This window comes from Saccharopolyspora sp. ID03-671 (assembly GCF_045278815.1).
Classification (GTDB): Bacteria; Actinomycetota; Actinomycetes; order Mycobacteriales; family Pseudonocardiaceae; genus Saccharopolyspora; species Saccharopolyspora ipomoeae.
In genome coordinates, this window is the sequence record NZ_CP134054.1 from 5,464,856 (window position 1) to 5,481,268 (window position 16,413).

The 16,413-nt window shown below is 67.8% G+C and carries 14 protein-coding genes and 2 pseudogenes; 10 read left to right on the forward strand and 6 right to left on the reverse strand.

From position 1 onward, the window contains the following. Positions 1-5: 5 nt before the first annotated feature. The 3 genes from REH65_RS25370 to REH65_RS25380 form a co-directional block, all read right to left on the reverse strand. Positions 6-221 (reverse strand): hypothetical protein, encoded by a 216-nt coding sequence (locus REH65_RS25370; protein WP_406689394.1) that lies wholly within the window; start codon positions 219-221, stop codon positions 6-8. An 871-nt stretch (positions 222-1,092) separates the two neighbouring features. Beyond that, positions 1,093-2,169 (reverse strand): flavin-containing monooxygenase, encoded by a 1,077-nt coding sequence (locus tag REH65_RS25375; RefSeq protein ID WP_406693241.1) that lies wholly within the window; start codon positions 2,167-2,169, stop codon positions 1,093-1,095. A gap of 79 nt (positions 2,170-2,248) precedes the next feature. Continuing rightward, positions 2,249-3,085: a helix-turn-helix domain-containing GNAT family N-acetyltransferase gene (locus REH65_RS25380; RefSeq protein ID WP_406689395.1), complete on the reverse strand. Its 837-nt coding sequence runs from the start codon at positions 3,083-3,085 to the stop codon at positions 2,249-2,251. A 187-nt stretch (positions 3,086-3,272) separates the two neighbouring features. On the opposite strand from REH65_RS25380, the gene REH65_RS25385 reads away from it, so the two are divergent. Further along, positions 3,273-3,794, forward strand: a complete 522-nt coding sequence (locus REH65_RS25385; RefSeq protein WP_406693242.1) for a DinB family protein — start codon at positions 3,273-3,275, stop codon at positions 3,792-3,794. A 23-nt stretch (positions 3,795-3,817) separates the two neighbouring features. On the opposite strand, the gene arsM is transcribed toward REH65_RS25385, so the two are convergent. Continuing rightward, positions 3,818-4,702: an arsenite methyltransferase gene (gene arsM / locus REH65_RS25390; protein WP_406689396.1), complete on the reverse strand. Its 885-nt coding sequence runs from the start codon at positions 4,700-4,702 to the stop codon at positions 3,818-3,820. A 176-nt stretch (positions 4,703-4,878) separates the two neighbouring features. Here arsM and REH65_RS25395 point away from each other — a divergent pair, with 176 nt between their 5' ends. Together REH65_RS25395 and REH65_RS25400 are read left to right on the forward strand one after the other, a co-directional pair. Then, on the forward strand, positions 4,879-6,213 hold the full coding sequence (locus tag REH65_RS25395) for an NAD(P)-binding domain-containing protein (protein WP_406689397.1): 1,335 nt from the start codon (positions 4,879-4,881) through the stop codon (positions 6,211-6,213). Positions 6,214-6,217: 4 nt separating this feature from the next. Continuing rightward, complete coding sequence (locus REH65_RS25400) at positions 6,218-7,438, forward strand: MFS transporter (RefSeq protein ID WP_406689398.1); 1,221 nt, start codon at positions 6,218-6,220, stop codon at positions 7,436-7,438. 4 nt (positions 7,439-7,442) lie between these two features. Here REH65_RS25400 and REH65_RS25405 read toward each other — a convergent pair whose 3' ends face one another. After that, positions 7,443-8,522 (reverse strand): ArsO family NAD(P)H-dependent flavin-containing monooxygenase, encoded by a 1,080-nt coding sequence (locus REH65_RS25405; protein WP_406689399.1) that lies wholly within the window; start codon positions 8,520-8,522, stop codon positions 7,443-7,445. Between the two features lie 112 nt (positions 8,523-8,634). Here REH65_RS25405 and REH65_RS25410 point away from each other — a divergent pair, with 112 nt between their 5' ends. From REH65_RS25410 to nhaA, 7 genes and pseudogenes are all read left to right on the forward strand, one after another. After that, positions 8,635-9,012, forward strand: a complete 378-nt coding sequence (locus REH65_RS25410) for an ArsR/SmtB family transcription factor (RefSeq protein ID WP_406689400.1) — start codon at positions 8,635-8,637, stop codon at positions 9,010-9,012. Next, the gene (arsB, locus tag REH65_RS25415; RefSeq protein ID WP_406689401.1) at positions 9,009-10,106 is read left to right on the forward strand and encodes an ACR3 family arsenite efflux transporter; all 1,098 of its coding nucleotides are present in this window, start codon (positions 9,009-9,011) and stop codon (positions 10,104-10,106) included. Before REH65_RS25410 ends, arsB begins: the two co-directional genes overlap by 4 nt. Next, positions 10,087-10,272, forward strand: a pseudogene (locus REH65_RS25420) (arsenate reductase ArsC); the annotation flags it as partial. The gene arsB and the pseudogene REH65_RS25420, both read left to right, overlap by 20 nt. Positions 10,273-10,350: 78 nt before the next feature. Then, positions 10,351-10,763 (forward strand): annotated as a pseudogene (locus tag REH65_RS25425) (arsenate reductase ArsC). Continuing rightward, on the forward strand, positions 10,760-11,737 hold the full coding sequence (gene trxB / locus REH65_RS25430) for a thioredoxin-disulfide reductase (protein WP_406689402.1): 978 nt from the start codon (positions 10,760-10,762) through the stop codon (positions 11,735-11,737). The pseudogene REH65_RS25425 and the gene trxB overlap by 4 nt, the downstream one beginning before the upstream one ends. Positions 11,738-11,882: 145 nt before the next feature. After that, the gene (locus REH65_RS25435; RefSeq protein WP_406689403.1) at positions 11,883-12,461 is read left to right on the forward strand and encodes a DinB family protein; all 579 of its coding nucleotides are present in this window, start codon (positions 11,883-11,885) and stop codon (positions 12,459-12,461) included. Positions 12,462-13,226: 765 nt separating this feature from the next. Then, entirely contained in the window at positions 13,227-14,459 is a 1,233-nt protein-coding gene (nhaA, locus tag REH65_RS25440; RefSeq protein WP_406689404.1) for a Na+/H+ antiporter NhaA, read from the forward strand. Between the two features lie 699 nt (positions 14,460-15,158). On the opposite strand, the gene REH65_RS25445 is transcribed toward nhaA, so the two are convergent. Then, positions 15,159-16,100, reverse strand: a complete 942-nt coding sequence (locus REH65_RS25445) for an arsenic resistance protein (protein ID WP_406689405.1) — start codon at positions 16,098-16,100, stop codon at positions 15,159-15,161. Between the last annotated feature and the right edge of the window lie 313 nt (positions 16,101-16,413).

Sequence of the window (16,413 nt, forward strand, 5' to 3'; positions counted from 1 at the left end):
ACCCCTCACCACGTGCCCCGCTGTGCTCTCAGGCCGAGACCGCCGTTTCGGGGTTCAGCCGAGTCAGGCTGTGCGCCGTGGTGGCGTTTGAAGGCTTGGTTGAGTAATTCGACCGACAGCAGGAGTGCCAGCGGAGGGCGGGCAGCTACGGCAATGGCGAAGATGTTCAGCTGGGGCGCGGAGGCGATGCTTGCGCAGAGTGACAGCGCGATGCCGAGCATGAACGACAGCCAGGCCTTCCACTGGCCAGTAGCGCCGTGGTCGTGGGTCTTGTGGAAGTCAGCAGGAGCCCGTCAACGACTAGTGGGCACCAGCAGTGTGCACGCGCATTGCAGGCGCAGCGACACATCAGGACGGATACGGGAGGGTGGTCGATCCCTCATGCGGGTTTACCTGCCCCACATCCACTGGGCTGTGTACGTGATGCGGGCCGTCGGGCCTTCCCGGAGTACTGCGCGGCTCGTACGGTCCCATACGAGGGCTGTGAGGCACAGCCGAAGAAGTGGGTGCGACAAGGTGACTTTCCCCCACGCCGACCAAGATCAAATGGCGATTTCCTGGCGGCGGGAGCGCGTGGCAACGCGTCAGATCCCGTCGGGACGAGGAGGAACAAGGACCGCTGACCTGCGATCTAACGCGAAACCCCTTGTGACCAGGGGAAACTCACGACCTTTCTTTTTTTGACACGGTAGAGGTCACTGGTTCAATTCCAGTATCGCGCACCAGAGTTTTTGCGGTTCAGAGTCCCTGTCGGTGGTTTTCGCCGGCAGGGACTCCGGTGCCTGTGGGGTCGATTGACCATGGATTGACTGCGGGGCGTACTGCTGGGTAGGTGTTTCCGCTCGGTATGGCGGTTGATGCAATTCGCCTTGGTCGGATTCGGCCTAGGATGCCGTGCTTGCTAATGGCCTTGTGGCCTGCGGTTTTCGCTTGATTCGGAGATTGGTGCTTGCGCTTCGGTACTGCTTGGGGAGGTGGAACAGTCGTCCTAGGCGGTGATCGTTTGACCCGGAGTGGACCAGGAGTCGTGCTACGGATCCGGTCTGTGGTTGGTTGCGGGCGGCATATCGCGAGTTGGCCAGATCTGGTCTGTCAGACAGGTGTTGGAATGCAGCAGTGCTTGTGGGTGCGGACTGCTTTGACAAGCTGTTTGACGACGTAGTGGGCGTCGCGGTGGACTCCGCGGAGGGTGGCGGAGGAGAAGCTGGTTTGCCATTCCAGTCCGACGTATCCGAGGCCGGGGCAGGTGCGTGAGAGGCCCCGTCGGTGTCGGGGTGAGCCCGTCGAGTCGAGGGCTCCGAGCGGTTGGAGGTAGGTGAGGTCGGGGCGGTAGCCGGTAGCGAGGATGACGGCGTCGATGTGTTCGCGGGTGCCGTCGGACCAGGTGACCTCGGTGGTGTTGAGGTGCTCGAAGAGGGGGCGGTGGTCGGGGTTTCCGGCCTCGATGGCGGCTTTGTAGGCGCCCTTGTCGGAGACCGGCGTGGTGGGGACGGTGCGCAGCCAGGGTCCAAGGGGCAGGACGTCGAGTCTGGTGGTGGCGGTCCACCAGTGCAGGTCGCGGCCGAGCAGGGTGGGGCTGGCGTAGCGCAGCGGTGTGCGGCTGGTGATGGTGGTGTGGGCGTGTTCGGCGAGTTCGACGGCGATCTGGACCGCGGAGTTACCGGCGCCGACGACGAGGACGCGTTGTCCGGCGAAGGGTTCGGGGTTGCGGTAGTCGGATGCGTGCAGAATTGTGCCGGCGAACTTGTTGAGCCCGGGGAGCTCGGGCCAGTGGGGTTGGCTGAATCCGCCGGTAGCGGCGATGAGGATGTTTGTCTGCAGTGCCTCGCCGTGTTCGGTGTGGACGGTGTAGGCGCCGTTGTCGGCGGTGACGGTGCTGACGCGGTGGTGGGTGCGGATGTCGGCGTCGAGGGTGCGCGCGTAGCGGCGGAGGTAGTCGACGACTTCGTCGCGGTGTGGGTAGTGGTCGGGGTCTCCGGGGAAGGGCACGTCGGGGAATGCGCTGAATCGGGCTGGTGAGAACAGGGTGAGGCTGTCGTAGTAGTGCGGCCAGGAGCCGACGGGTTCGGCTCCTGCTTCCAGCACGACGGGCCGGAGGCCCTGGGTGCGGAGGGCGTGGGCGGCGGCGAGTCCGGACTGGCCGCCGCCGATGACGATGGCGTTGCAGATGTTCACAGGGCACCTTTCATCGACCGACGTCCGCGCAGCGGGCGACGGTGCGGATGGAGCGGTTGGTGGTTAGCTCAGGTCAGTCGTTGTCGCAGGTGCGGCGGCGTTCGAGGAAGACGGTGTCGCGCCAGACGCCGTGGTGCTGGGCGATGCGTTCGCGCAGGCCGACGGTGCGGAAGCCGGCGGAGTAGTGCAGGGCGATGCTGGCCCGGTTTTCCGGGAAGATCGAGGTTTGCAGCGTCCACAGGCCGTCGGCATCGGCGGCGGTGACTTGCTTGTGCAACAAGGATTTTCCGACGCCACGGCCGCGGACGTCCTCGCCGACGTAGACCGAGGTCTCAGCGACGCCGGAGTAGCAGTCCCGGTTGGACACGGGAGTCGCGGCGGCCCACCCGGCGACCTGCCCGTCGATCTCGGCGACCCACCGGTGGTCGGGCAGCCACTTGGCCTCCAGCGACTTGCGGGGTGGGACGTCGGTTTCGAAGGTGGCGTTGCCGGTGGCGATGCCTTCGGCGTAGATGCGGCGCACGTCGGTCCAGTCGCTGGGTTGCAGCGGGCGGATGGTGACGTCCTCGGGGAGGTTGTCCGGGCAGCACGGGCGGGCGACGACGCCCATGACCGCGTCGGCGGCGTGCGGCAACCCGGTGCAGCAGGCGGTGTTGACCGAGACGAATGTGGTGGTGCGTTCCTTGTGTAGCAGCACGAACCCGACGTCGGCGAGCTTGCGCACGTGGTGCGAGCAGGTGGACTGGCTGATGCCCAGCTGGTCGGTCAAGGTGCCCACGCTGATCGTGCCGGCTGCCGCCACGGCGTGCAGCAGGCGGACGCGGGTGGGTTCGGCCAGGCACGCGAACCACTCGGCGTAGGTGGCCGCGTCCTCGGCGGGCAGCGGTCCGGTCTCAGTAGCCGTCGTCATGCCTCAAGTATCGACGCACATCGATGGTTTAGTCAATCGATTCGCATCGATGAACCCAGCGGGGTGGCTCTATGGTCCTGTCGTGTGCGCAGGCAAGCATGGACAGGTGCGCATCGGCCGAGCAAGCTGAGGGTGCTCAGGTGAGTGTGCTTCGAAGCCGGAGGAAGCCATGTGCGAATCGCCCCAGGTGGATCGCCGGGCCCTCCACGAGGAGATGGAGCGAGCCCGCGCGAGTTTCCACGAGCTGCTCTCGCGCGCCACGGAGGCCGAGCTGGGTCACTTGAGCAAGGGCACGCGGTGGACCAATGAGCAGCTGCTGTTCCACATGCTGTTCGGGTACATGATCGTTCGGAACCTCGTGATCTTGGTTCGCGTGTTCGGCCGGCTTCCCGCGGGCGTATCGAGAGGTTTCGCGGCGCTGCTCAACGCATCGACCAGGCCGTTCGACGCGGTCAACTACTGGGGGTCGTGCGGTGGTCCCAGAGTCTTCGGTCCTGATCAGATGGCGGCGAAGATGGATCGCGTGATCAACGGGCTGCACCGCCGGCTGGATGCTGAGCGCGAAGCGGATCTTCGCCGAGGCATGCACTATCCGACCCGGTGGGACCCGTTCTTCGCTGATTTCATGACGCTCGCCGACGTCTACCACTTCCCGACGCAGCACTTTGACTTCCACCGGCGACAGCTCACGCTGGAGGGGGCCGGCTGAGCTCGATCGTTTGCGACGTTGGTTCAACGGGAGTTGCGGCAGGCACAGCCTGCGGCGTCTTTGGCCTCGGTGATCGTGGTTCGCGGGTCGGTGGCCTGTTCTGTGGGTGTGCAGCACGCGGTCACACCGCAGCAGGCGTCCTCTGTTTCCGGCATGGCAGGTTTGGTGGCGCGAATGATCGCCGAGTGCATGTGGTCGGCGACCTGGTGGGTTGAGGTGATCTCGACTTCGGTGAAACCCGCTGCCCGCAGCTGGTCGTGGTATTCGGCGAAGGTGAGGGCACCGGCGATGCAGCCGACGTAGGAGCCACGCTCGGCCCGTGCTCGAGGGTCGAGATGGTCTTCGGCGACCACGTCGGTGATGCCGATGTGTCCGCCCGGGGTGAGGACGCGGAAGGTTTCGGCGAACACGGCGGGCTTGTCGACGGAGAGGTTGATGACGCAGTTGGAGATCACGACGTCGATCGTGTTTGCCGGGAGCGGGATGTTCTCGATGGTGCCCTTGAGGAATTCGACGTTGGTGGCGCCCGCTTTCTCGGTGTTGCTCAGGGCGAGAGCGACCATTTCCTCGGTCATGTCCAGGCCGTAGGCCTTGCCGGTGGGGCCGACGCGGAGGGCGGACAGCAGCACGTCGATACCGCCGCCGGAGCCGAGGTCGAGAACGCGTTCCCCTTCGCCCAGCTCGGCGACTGCGGTCGGATTGCCGCAGCCGAGAGATGCCGCGATGGCCGCGGTGGGCAGCTGTTGGCGTTCGGAAGCCGCGTAGAGGCTGGAACCGAAGCCGTCGCCGACCTCGACCTGCGCCGGGCCGCAGCACGCATCTGTGGTGTCGTCTTGGCCGGCGATCGTGGCCGCGGCGGCGTAGCGCTGTCGGACGGTGTCGCGCAGCTCTGCAGGTTGTTCGCTCATCGTCGATCCCCTCTTCGCCGCGGCGACGCCGGAAGCGCCTGAACGGCCTCATCAATGCCAGCCCGATTTGTCCCTGTTGTCCAAGTATCGACCCGGTTCGATGGTTGCGTCAATCGATCCGCGTCGATACGGTCGAGGCAACTTTATCGAAGCTGATCGATGCAAAGGGGTGTCTTGTGGACGAGAATCCGGTTGTGGTGGTGGGTGCGGGCCCGGTGGGCCTGGCGGCAGCGGCGGAGGTTCTGGAGCGCGGACTGCAACCGTTGGTGCTGGAGGCCGGTTCGGAGGCCGGGTCTGCGGTGCGGGAGTGGTCGCACGTGCGGTTGTTCTCGCAGTGGTCGGAGCTGATCGACCCGGCCGCGGCGCGGTTGCTGGAACAGCAGGGGTGGCAGGCGCCGGAACCGGCGGGCTACCCATCAGGTGCGGAGTGGGTCGAGCAGTACCTGCGGCCGCTGGCTGCGGCGCTGGGGGAGCGGGTGCGCTTCGGTTCCCGGGTGGTGGGCGTGGCTCGCCGCGGCCGGGACCGGGTCGTAGATGCCGGACGAGAGACCGAGCCGCTGACGGTGCACGTCGAGACCGCCCTCGGCGAGGAGCGGATCACCGCGTCGGCGGTCATCGACGCCTCCGGGACGTGGCGCAGTCCGAACCCGCTGGGCGGCGACGGGCTTCCGGCGGTGGGGGAGCGCGCCGCACGGGAGCGGATCAGCTACCAGGTGCCGGATGTCTCCGATGCGCAGGTCCGGGCCCGGTTCGCGGGCAAGCGCATCGCGGTGGTCGGCAGCGGGCATTCGGCCTTGACCGCGTTGGTGGCCTTCGCTGCGCTGGCCGAGGAGTCGGCGGGCACGGAGGTCGTGTGGGTGCTGCGCCGGGGTCGCTCGGGGGATGTGTTCGGTGGCGGTGAGGCCGACCAGCTGCCCGAGCGCGGGGCGTTGGGGCAGCGTGCCAAGCAGGCGGTCGACGCCGGACACGTCCGCACGGTGACGGGTTTTCGCACGGCCGAGGTCGAGGCCGACGGGGGCGGCCGGGTGGTGTTGACCTCCTTCGACGGGAACAAGAGCGAACCGGTCGATGAAGTCGTGGTGCTGACCGGCTTCCGGCCGGATCTGTCCTGGCTCTCGGAGGTCCGGTTGGACCTGGATCCGGTGCTGCAGGCGCCGACCGCGCTGGCGCCGTTGATCGATCCGAACCTGCACTCCTGCGGCACCGTCTACCCCCACGGGGCCAAGGAACTCGCTCATCCGGAACCAGGGGTGTTCGTGGTCGGGATGAAGAGCTACGGCCGGGCGCCGACGTTCTTGGCGATGACCGGCTACGAGCAGGTCCGCAGCGTGGCCGCCGCGATCGCCGGCGACACCGAATCCGCCGAGCGGGTCGAGCTGGTCCTACCGGAAACAGGGGTGTGCGGTGGGGCCGGGCTGTTCGACGCGCCCGAGACCGAGCAGGGCGGCGGCTGCTGCGCCGCGCCGCAGCAGACCGTCGAGCTGGCAGCGCCCGGAGCCGCCGAGCGCTGACCGCATGCACTCCGAATCACAGACGAGCACCGCCGCACCGCCTGTCGAGGCCGTGCGGCGGCGTCGCGCGCTCATCGCCCTGTGCATCACCGAGATCACCAGCTGGGGCGTGCTCTACTACGCCTTCCCGGTGCTGGCACCGGCGATCACGCGAGACACCGGCTGGTCGCTGCCCGCCGTGACGTGGGCCTTCTCGGCCAGCCAGATCGTCTCCGCCCTGGTCGGCATCGCGGTCGGGCGGTGGCTGGATCGCCGCGGCCCGCGTGCGGTGATGACCGCCGGCTCGGCGCTGGCCATACCCGCCGTGCTCGGAATCGCACACGCCCCGAGCTACGGGTGGTTCCTGCTGGCCTGGGCGGTCGCGGGGGTGGCGATGGCGGCGACGTTCTACCCGCCCGCCTTCGCCGCGCTGACCCGCTGGTACGGGCCCGACCGCGTGCGTGCGCTGACCGCGTTGACCCTGGTGGCCGGGTTGGCCAGCACGGTGTTCGCGCCGCTGACCGCGGCCTTGAACGACCACCTCGACTGGCGCGGCACGTACGTCGTGCTGGCGGTCGTCGTCGGTGTCATCACGATCCCGCTGCACGCCGGGCTGCGGCTGCCGTGGCCCCACCTCGCCCACGACGAGCATTCGCCGGTCAACGGGAACGCGGCCGAGATCGCGCGCAGCCGCCCGTTCTTGGCGCTGCTGGCGACGATGGCCCTCGGCGGGTTCGGGGTGTACGCGGTGGTGATCAACCAAGTTCCGCTGCTGACCGAACGCGGCTTCGACTCCCACCTGGCGGCCTGGGCGCTCGGGCTCGGCGGGGTCGGACAGGTCCTGGGACGCCTGGGCTACGGGCCGCTGCAACGACGCACCGGAGCCCGTGGCCGCACCGTCGTCATCCTGCTGGCCTGCGCGGTGACCACCGGACTGCTGGCGGTGATTCCGGGGCCGGCCGGGCTGTTGATCGTCGCGGCGATGCTGGTGGGCATGGCCCGAGGCGTGTTTACCCTGCTGCAGGCCACCGCTGTCAGCGACCGATGGGGCACGTCCGCCTACGGCAGGCTGAGCGGCCTGCTGTCGGCCCCGCTGATGATCTCCATCGCCCTCGCACCATGGGGAGGCTCGGCGATCGCGGCCGCCCTGGGCGGGTTCCCGGCCCTGTTCCTCGTGCTGGGCGCCATGACCGGGGCGAGCGCTGCGCTCGCCTTGGCCACCCGTCCCGCCACCACACGGGCGTAACCGATCAGCCGACGGCTGAGGAAAGATGCTGCGCGATGTCGGCGACCGCGGGTTTCGCGGTCCGCGCGGCTCCCACAAGCGTGGCCGAGGCCCACCCGGTCCAGTCCCCGTAACCCAGCAGGTGCAGCCGTGGTTCGGCGACGCTGCGCGTCGCTTCGGTGGGGATCGTCCCGTTCTCGGTGTGCAGGCCCAGCGGCGCGAGGTGGTCCAGCGCGGGGCGGAAGCCGGTGCACCAGATGATCGCGTCGCAGTCGAGTTCTCGGTCTTCATCCCAGGCGATGCCGCGCTCGGTGAGCCGGTCGAACATCGGCTCGGCGCGCAGCACGCCGCGCTGACGAGCCTCCAGCACGCTCGGGACCATCACGATGTCGCCCAGCTGCTGGGTTCCCCCGTCGTCGGGCAGTCCCGCCCGGCGTGCGGCCTCGCGCTGGGAGGCCACGTCGAACAGGACCCGGCCGTCTACGTCATCGGGCATGAACCGCGGTGGCCGCGCGGTGACCCAGGTCGTCTCGGCCACAGTGGACACCTCAGCGAGGATCTGGGCCGCGGAGTTGCCGCCTCCGACGATCACGACGCGCTGGTCGGCGAACTCCTTCGGGCACCGATAGGACTCTGCGTGCAACTGCCGCCCGGCGAAAACCTCGCTTCCCGGGTACGAGGGCAGGTGCGGTTGACTCCAAGTTCCTGTGGCGCTGACGACGGTGCGCGCCCGCCACGTCCCGCGGTCGGTGTCGACGGCCAGCCACGCACCGGCGTCGTGGACACCGTTCACGCGCACGGGCCGCTGCACCGGTAGCTGGTAGCGCTGCTCATAGGCGGCGAGATAGGCCACGACGTGGTCGGCGGTGGGGAACTCCTCCCCGGGCTGGCGAGGCATCCACCACCCGGGAAGCGGGCTGTACTCGGCGGGAGAGAACAGCCGCAGCGAGTCCCAGGAATGCCGCCACGCCCCACCGGGCTCGGGCTGGTCATCGAGGATGACGAAATCCAGCTTCGCGCGCCGAAGGAAGTACCCGGCCGCCAGACCCGCCTGCCCACCGCCGATCACGACAACGTCCCGGGCCTCGGGCACCACGACCTCCATCCGCCTGAGTCGAACAGTCCCGCCCCCTGCGCGGCGAGGCACCGATCACAGCGCGACGGGAAACTCGCCATCGAGCTTGCGTTCTTATCTCGATGGATGTCAAGTTAGACGCATGCCGAAACAAGACGTCCTGATCGTCTCATGGGACGAGGTCGAACCGTGCGCCTCCGCCGTGATGCGGGATCCGCTGACCGTCGACCAGGCCGCCGACCTGGCCAAGGTGTTCAAAGCGATCGGTGAGCCGGTGCGGCTGCGCCTGCTGTCGCTGATCGCCTCCCACGCCGGCGGCGAGGCCTGCGTGTGCGACCTCACCGATGCCTTCGAGCTGTCCGGGCCGACGATCTCGCACCACCTCAAGGTGCTGCGCGAGGCCGGGATCATCGAGGGCGACCGGCGCAGCACGTGGATCTACTACCGAGTCAAGCCCGACACATTGCGGCTTCTGTCGGAAACGCTGGCCCCGGCTCAGGACGTGGCGGTGACGGCATGACCCAGACGCAAGACAACGCCGTGGTGGCAAAGCTGTCCACACTGGACCGATTCCTGCCGGTGTGGATCGGCGCGGCGATGGTCCTCGGCCTGCTAGCCGGACGCTGGATCCCCGGACTCGGACCCGCTTTGGACACCGTGGCCATCGATGGCGTTTCGCTGCCGATCGCGCTGGGGCTGCTGGTGATGATGTACCCGGTGCTGGCCAAGGTGCGCTACGACCGGCTGGACACCGTCACCGGCGACAAGCGGCTGATGCTCTCGTCGTTGGTGCTGAACTGGGTGCTGGGCCCGGCGCTGATGTTCGCGCTTGCCTGGGTGTTCCTGCCGGACCTGCCGGAGTACCGGACGGGTCTGATCATCGTCGGTCTGGCGCGTTGCATCGCGATGGTCATCATCTGGAACGACCTGGCCTGCGGTGATCGTGAGGCGGCTGCGGTGCTGGTGGCGTTGAACTCGGTGTTCCAGGTGATCGCGTTCGCCGGGCTGGGCTGGTTCTACCTGTCGGTGCTGCCCGGGTGGCTGGGCCTGGATCAGGTGGGGCTGGAGGTCTCGGCGTGGGAGATCGCCAAGAACGTGCTGATCTTCCTCGGCATTCCGCTCGTGGCGGGTTACCTCACGCGGAGGTTCGGGGAGCGGGCCAAGGGCCGTGAGTGGTACGAGTCGCGGTTCCTGCCCAGGATCGGTCCGGTCGCGTTGTACGGGCTGCTGTTCACCATCGTGATCCTCTTCGCCTTGCAGGGTGATGCGATTACCTCCAACCCCCTGGACGTCGTGCGGATCGCGCTGCCGCTGCTGGTGTACTTCGCGGTGATGTGGGCGGGGTCGTTCGGCCTGGGCAAGGCCATCGGACTGAACTACGAGCGCTCCGCGACGCTGTCGTTCACCGCCGCGGGCAACAACTTCGAGCTGGCCATCGCCGTGGCCATCGCGACCTTCGGCGTCACCAGCGGCCAAGCGCTGGCCGGCGTCGTCGGACCGCTGATCGAAGTCCCGGTCCTGGTCGGCCTGGTCTACGTCTCGTTGGCGGCTCGACGCTGGTTCACCCGTCCCTCCACCACCTCGGGGGCCGACCATGTCCACACCACCACCTAGTCACCACGACGCCGAGGAGTACCGGCCGAGCAATGAGCAGGTCGCCGTGCTCCTCGACCACGCCTCCGCAGAGTTGCGGCCGCAGTTCCGGGGTGTTTTCGCCGAGGAGACCGTCCACCACGTGGTCTCCGAGACCTACCGGGAGCTGGCCGCCACAGCTCGCGTGCACACCCACCTGACCACCCTGGCCACCCGATACGCCCGCGAGCGGCTGGCCGACATAGCCCAGAACCAAGGAGTCCCCGTGCCCGCCACCCCCGAGGTCCTGTTCGTCTGCGTCCACAACGCCGGACGTTCGCAGATGGCCGCAGCCCTGCTGCACCACCACGCCCAGGGCAAGGTCGCCGTCCGCTCGGCCGGTTCCGCCCCGGCTGAGACGGTCAACCCGGCCGTGGTCGAGGTGATGAACGAACTCGGCCTGGATCTGTCGCAGGAGTTCCCGAAAAAGCTCACCACCGACGCCGTCGAAGCCGCCGATGTCGTGATCACGATGGGCTGCGGCGACGCCTGCCCGGTGTTCCCGGGCAAGCGCACCTCGACTGGGAACTCGCAGACCCCGCCGGACAGGGCGTCGACGCCGTTCGGCCCATCCGCGATGACATCGACCAGCGCGTGCGTGCCTTGCTGGCCGAGCTCGTGCCGGAGGCCACGCAGTGAGCGACGTCCGCAACGTGATCATCGTTGGTTCCGGTCCTGCCGGCTACACCGCTGCGGTGTACGCGGCACGGGCAGAGCTGGAGCCGGTGATCTTCGAGGGAACCCAGTTCGGCGGGGCTCTGATGACCACCACCGAGGTGGAGAACTACCTCGGGTTCTCCGACGGGATCATGGGTCCCGACCTGATGGAGCAGATGCGGTCCCAGGCCGAGCGCTTCGGCGCCGAGCTGCGCACCGAGGACGTCGAGAGCATCGACCTGTCCGGTGACGTCAAGACGGTCGTCGCCAACGGGGTGGAGCACCAGGCTCGCGCCGTCATCCTCGCGATGGGTGCCGCGGCGCGCTACCTGGGCGTCCCGGGCGAGGAGACGCTGCTCGGCCGCGGTGTGTCCGCCTGCGCGACCTGCGACGGGTTCTTCTTCCGCGACCAGGACATCGCCGTCATCGGCGGCGGTGACTCGGCGATGGAGGAGGCCACCTTCCTGACCCGCTTCGCGAAGTCGGTGACCATCATCCACCGCCGCGACGAGTTCCGCGCCTCCAAGATCATGCTGGAGCGCGCGCGGGCCAACGACAAGATCAAGTGGCTGACCAACAAGGCCGTCGACGAGGTCCAGGGCGAGGGCAAGGTCGCCGGGCTGAAGCTGCGCGACACCGTCACCGGTGAGGCGTCCGAGCTGGCCGTGAGCGGCATGTTCGTGGCCATCGGGCACGACCCGCGCAGCCAGCTGGTCCGCGGCCAGGTCACCCTCGACGACGAGGGCTACGTGCAGGTCGAGCAGCCCGGCACGCACACCGGCATCCCCGGCGTGTTCGCCTGCGGCGACCTGGTGGACCACACCTACCGGCAGGCCATCACCGCCGCCGGTTCCGGTTGCTCCGCCGCGATCGACGCCGAGCGCTGGCTCGCCGAGCACGAGACCCCGCAGGCCGAGGTCGCCTCCGAGCTGGTCGGCGGTGGCTACGGGGCCTGATCCCGCAACGCGGGCTGGGGATGCCGGACGGGGTTCCCAGCCCGTGCCGCGTTGCGTCTTGCCGGCAGTTTCGCGGATTCCTTCGCGGTGGACGCCCGTACGTGCGACGACAACAATGAGTTCAGGTGTGGCGTGACCTGGCGTCATGCTTGACCCGGCCTCGGGGGAGGCGGTTGACGTGCCGGCACAGCAGGGAGTGGACAGGCAAGCGATTCACGCCGAGATGGAACAAGCACGTGTCGTCTTTCACCAGCTGGTGGGCCACGCGACAGCTGTCGATCTGCGTCGAGCGTCGGACGGAACGCGGTGGAACAACGAGCAGTTGTTGTTCCACATGCTGTTCGGGTACATGGTCGTGCGCAGGCTCGTGTTCGTGGTGCGGCTGTTCGGCCGTCTGCCCGCGGGCGTCAGCAGAGTGTTCGCGAAGCTGCTCGACTTCGGCACAGCGCTATTCGACGTGGTGAACTACTACGGATCGTGCGGTGGTGCAAGGGTCTTCGCGAATGGGCGAATGGTGGCCGAGTTCGACCGCGTTGTCGCGTCACTGCACCGGCGGTTGGATGCCGACAGCGAGAAGGATCTGCAGCTGGGCATGCACTGCCCGGTGCGATGGGATCCCTTCTTCGAGGACTTCATGACACTCGCCCAGATGTATCACTTCGCGACCCAGCACTTCGAGTTCCACCAGAACCAGCTGACGTTGGGTCAGCAAAGCCCTAGATGACTGTGCTCGGCACCGTTCTCGCGATGGTCGACTGCAAATCGGTGCGCGGTTCCCGGTCGTTGTGTGTTCGCAGCGGCCGTGTTCGTGGACGTGGCGTTTGCTGGTCTGCGGCTCCGTGCCGCGAGGTATCGCCCACCTGCGGCCGGCTCTTGACGGTCAGTTGACCAGTCGCCAGACCTCTGTGGGGTTCTCCGGGCTCTGATCGGCAGGTCGTTGGCAACCACCCCACATCCTCAGTCCGGTTCACGAAGCCCTTCTCGTTCCACGCGCGGCTATCGGTGAGAACCTCCTCACCGAGGTTCGGTGCTGGAATGGCGCGTTGATAAGCTGGCTGGGTGCGTGCCCGCCGGATCCACCCCTCGTTCGTGCCTGAGGCACGGCATGGGCGGGGTGCTGTCCGATCCTGGCGGCAGTGCGAGAGCTTGGCGATGTCGTGGGTGCCGACCCGGCCTGAGGGGGTTTTGCGGCACCCGGGCACCAATGGATGGTTGAGTTCTTTCGGCACCGTCGCGCACGGCGAGTTGCCGGGCTGCCCACCGCAACAGGAACGTCGCTGATACCCCGCCGGGGTGTCGCTGTTCTTCTCTTTGTTGATTCTCCCCTTGTCGTGGTGTGCCGCTGACGCACGCGTCGCGCCGTCGCGCGGGGGCTGTTGAGCGGCCTGGTCTAAGGCCGCCCGGTGAGGCTTGGTGTCTTGATGTTTTCCTCTGCAATGCAGTGGGTTTCGCGTGCTGGTCGTCGCTCTTCCGGTCGGGGAGGTGCGGCATGAGGGGCGTACTGGACGCGCTGCGGCGCGATGCGGTCGGCGGGTCCCTGCTTATCGGTGCGGCACTGGTGGCCGTACTGTGGGCGAACTCGCCGTGGTCCGACGCCTACGAGAGCGTGCGGTCCTTCTCGTTCGGCCCCGAGGCCATGCACCTGAACCTCTCGGTGCAGGCATGGGCGGCCGATGGGTTGCTGACGTTGTTCTTCTTCATCGTCGGCAACGAGCTCAAGCAGGAGTTCGTGCACGGCGAGCTGCGCCACCCGCGGCGTGCGCTGCTGCCGATCGTGGCTGCGTTGTGCGGTGTGGTGCTGCCGGCCGGGATCTTCGCGGCGATCAACTTCGGGCAGGGTGAGGCCGCGAGCGGGTGGGGCATCCCGATGGCCACCGACATCGCCTTCGCCGTGGCGGTGCTCGCGGTGGTCGGCCGTCACCTGCCTCCGGCGTTGCGCACGTTCCTGCTCACCCTTGCCATCGTCGACGACTTGGCGGCGATCGTGGTGATCGCCGTGTTCTACACCGAGGGTCTGTCCTGGGCGCCGCTACTGGGCGCGGTCGGGCTGCTGGCGGTGTTCGGGGTGCTCCAGCGCGGCACCGGCCTTGCCGCGCGGTTGCTCGGTTCGCGGGTGCCGAACTGCGCCGTGTTCGTGCCGCTGGCGGTCGTGATCTGGGCGTTGATGCACGAAAGCGGTGTGCACGCCACCATCGCCGGCGCGGCGATGGGGCTGCTCATGCGCACCCGAGCTGGTCGCGGCGAGAGCACCAGTCCCAGTCACCGCGCGGAGCACCTCCTGCGCCCGTGGGTGATGGGTCTAGCGCTTCCGCTGTTCGCCCTGTTCTCCGCCGGTGTGGTCTTCGGTGACCTGGGCAGCACTCTGACCGACCCGGTGGCCCTCGGCATCGTGGCCGGACTCGTGGGCGGCAAGCTGATCGGCATCGCCGGAGGCTCCTGGGTGGCCACCAAGCTCACCCCTGCCGAGCTCAACCCCACGCTGCGATGGATCGACATCGTGGGCATGTCCCAACTCGCCGGGATCGGCTTCACCGTCTCCCTGCTGATCAGCGAACTGTCGTTCCCCGAGAACCCGGTGATGCTCGACCACGCCAAGTCCGCAGTCCTCATCGCCTCAACCCTGGCCACCGCACTCGCCGCGATCATCCTGGGACTGCGCAACGCTCACTACCGCACCCAAGCCAACGCCGATCGGCAGGTCAGTTCTGCCGAACGCAGCTGACGACGGTCCCGCAGCCACTCGGCGGGACCACCCCATGTCGTGCATTGGGCGTGCGAATCCAGCTGGCGGGGACGTAGGTGATCCATCGCAGCAGGCGGTCGGCGAGGAGCCGTCCGACGACGCCCAGTCCGCGCCATGCTGGCGCAGCCCGTAAGTCGAGGGTGGGGTTCGATACTGGGTGGGCGGGCGATCTGGGTGAATTCCGCGTGGCGACGACTTCGGTAAGCCCGGTCGACCACGGTTCCGAGCGGTTGGCGGGTGTGCTGCGGTCCGACAGCCCGTGTCCTCGTCCAGGCTCGGTCCCTTGATCAGGGCACGTCGCAAGTCCGCTTCGCCTGGTAGCCGAGAGGCAAGGCCGTCGGCGCTTCGGTACAGGCGACACGACAGGTTCGGTACGGCGGCGGGGGAGGCGAATGGGTCGGTGCCGTCGATCAGGATCGTCGGTGAACCGTGCATGCCCCGCTGGACAGCTTCGGCCTCATCGGCCACCTCGATTAGTTCGACCTGGGCGTCCTCGATGGTCAAGTGCGGCAGCGACCTGCTTGAGCGCGGGCTGTGCGTTGGGGCAGTCGGCAGTCGGCTACCGTCAGTACCGTGCTCCGCGTATTGGTGCTTCCGTCGTCGCTGACCTGCACCGACGCTAGATCTTCCAGCGCTTGTCAAGCCTGTCTGACGTCTGCGGGCGAGCAGGGGTGACGATCAGTGGGTGGGGAGCAGTCGGGGGACCGCTCGGACGTAGGCCACCATGCCGATCACCTCGACCAAGGTTTGGGTGACCACTACGACCGCTGCGATGGCCAGGGTGTCGGGCAGGGCCAGGGCTAGCGGGAGAACGACCAGGGAGTTGCGGGTGGCGCCGGTGAACAGGATTGCCCGGCTGTCCGGGACATCCAGTCGGAACAGGTGAGCAACGGCGAGCCCGGCGAAAGCCATCACGACCAGGAATGCCACGTAGAACGGGATGACACGAGCCACGGTGGAGGGGCCGTCGCCCAGTTTCGGTACTTGGGAGGCAACCACTGTCAGTAGGGTCGCGGCCATCAGCGGCACCATCAGCGTTCCCATCGCGTCTGCCGCCCGCTGCCCCGCCACTCGGCGAGCCGCCCAGCCTTGGGTGATCCAGGCCAGGGCCAGGGGGATGACGATCAGCACGACGAACGCCTCGATGAACGGGCCGACCTCAACAACGTCGGCCAGGCCCGATCCCAGGAACAGGAACAGGTAGCCGGGCAGCAGCACCATCTGGGTGATCAATAGCAGCGGCGTTGCCGCGAGCAGCTTCCTGCTGCTGCCGCCGGCCAGCCCGCTGAACACGATCACGTAGTCCACACACGGTGTCAGCAGGACCAGCAGCACGCCCAGCCGCACGGCCTGATCGGCGGGCAGGAAGACGAACAGGGCCGCGACCACTAGCGGCACCACCACGAAGTTCACCACGAGCGTGGCCGCCAGAAACCGGCCCGCCCGCACCGAGCGGCCCAGCTCCGCTGCGGGCACCTGCAAGAACGTCACATACAGCAGTGCCGCGAGTACCGGGTTGATGGCGTGCTCCAGACCCGGTCCCGCTCCGGGCCCAAGCCAGCCCACGAGGCCCCCGACTGCAAGTGCCCCCACGTAGATGGCGACCTGGTGACGTTCCATTCCTGTGACCACGCGGGACGAGGACGACAACGCTCAGTGCTCCTTACAGGCGCACACAGCGCCACGCAGAGATTGGTCAGGCCACCAGGATGAGCAGGACGAGACACAAACCGCCGCGGTACGAGATCGCGAGAATGACGCTTCAGACATTACTGACGGCTCAGATCGCTGGTCTTCAACGGGGCGTCGCACGCGGTGCAGCGACATTGGCCTTCCCCTGCGGTATTCGGCGAACAGGAGCAGGAGCGGCGGTGCTGGCCGAGCCACCAGGTTCCGGCGGCGAGGATAGCCAGGACCACGGCGATGGCGGGCA

What these genes read in the sequence shown, in the direction of transcription:
- REH65_RS25370 (WP_406689394.1), bottom strand. Translation starts at nt 221, where the DNA reads ATGCTCGGCATCGCGCTGTCACTCTGCGCAAGCATCGCCTCCGCGCCC.
- REH65_RS25380 (WP_406689395.1), bottom strand. Translation starts at nt 3,085, where the DNA reads ATGACGACGGCTACTGAGACCGGACCGCTGCCCGCCGAGGACGCGGCC.
- arsM (WP_406689396.1), bottom strand. Translation starts at nt 4,702, where the DNA reads ATGAGCGAACAACCTGCAGAGCTGCGCGACACCGTCCGACAGCGCTAC.
- REH65_RS25400 (WP_406689398.1), top strand. Translation starts at nt 6,218, where the DNA reads ATGCACTCCGAATCACAGACGAGCACCGCCGCACCGCCTGTCGAGGCC.
- REH65_RS25405 (WP_406689399.1), bottom strand. Translation starts at nt 8,522, where the DNA reads ATGGAGGTCGTGGTGCCCGAGGCCCGGGACGTTGTCGTGATCGGCGGT.
- REH65_RS25410 (WP_406689400.1), top strand. Translation starts at nt 8,635, where the DNA reads ATGCCGAAACAAGACGTCCTGATCGTCTCATGGGACGAGGTCGAACCG.
- arsB (WP_406689401.1), top strand. Translation starts at nt 9,009, where the DNA reads ATGACCCAGACGCAAGACAACGCCGTGGTGGCAAAGCTGTCCACACTG.
- REH65_RS25435 (WP_406689403.1), top strand. Translation starts at nt 11,883, where the DNA reads ATGCTTGACCCGGCCTCGGGGGAGGCGGTTGACGTGCCGGCACAGCAG.
- nhaA (WP_406689404.1), top strand. Translation starts at nt 13,227, where the DNA reads ATGAGGGGCGTACTGGACGCGCTGCGGCGCGATGCGGTCGGCGGGTCC.
- REH65_RS25445 (WP_406689405.1), bottom strand. Translation starts at nt 16,100, where the DNA reads ATGGAACGTCACCAGGTCGCCATCTACGTGGGGGCACTTGCAGTCGGG.